1 protein-coding gene is annotated in these 317 nt (G+C 57.1%); it reads left to right on the top strand.

The window, feature by feature from the left end:
• Nucleotides 1-317: amino acid kinase family protein (locus Q4563_RS18305; RefSeq protein ID WP_442903789.1), on the top strand; the 317-nt coding region annotated here is incomplete at both ends.

Here is a 317-nt window from a genome sequence, read left to right on the forward strand (position 1 = left end):
GATGCAATCCTGGGTCGATCAGATGGCCGAATTACAGCGCCTGGGGCACGATATTATTCTGGTCTCGTCTGGCTCGGTTGCCGCCGGTATGACCCGTCTTGGCTGGCATAAGCGACCGGAAGAACTTTATCAGTTGCAGGCGGCGGCAGCGGTCGGGCAGATGGGGTTGGTGCAGGCTTATGAAACCGCTTTTGGTAAACATGACCGGCTCACCGCCCAGGTGTTGCTGACCCATGATGACCTCAGTAACCGTACCCGTTATCTTAACGCTCGCAGCACGTTACGCACTCTGATGAATCTGGGTGTGGTGCCGGTGG

It is taken from the genome of Gilvimarinus sp. 1_MG-2023 (assembly GCF_030548285.1).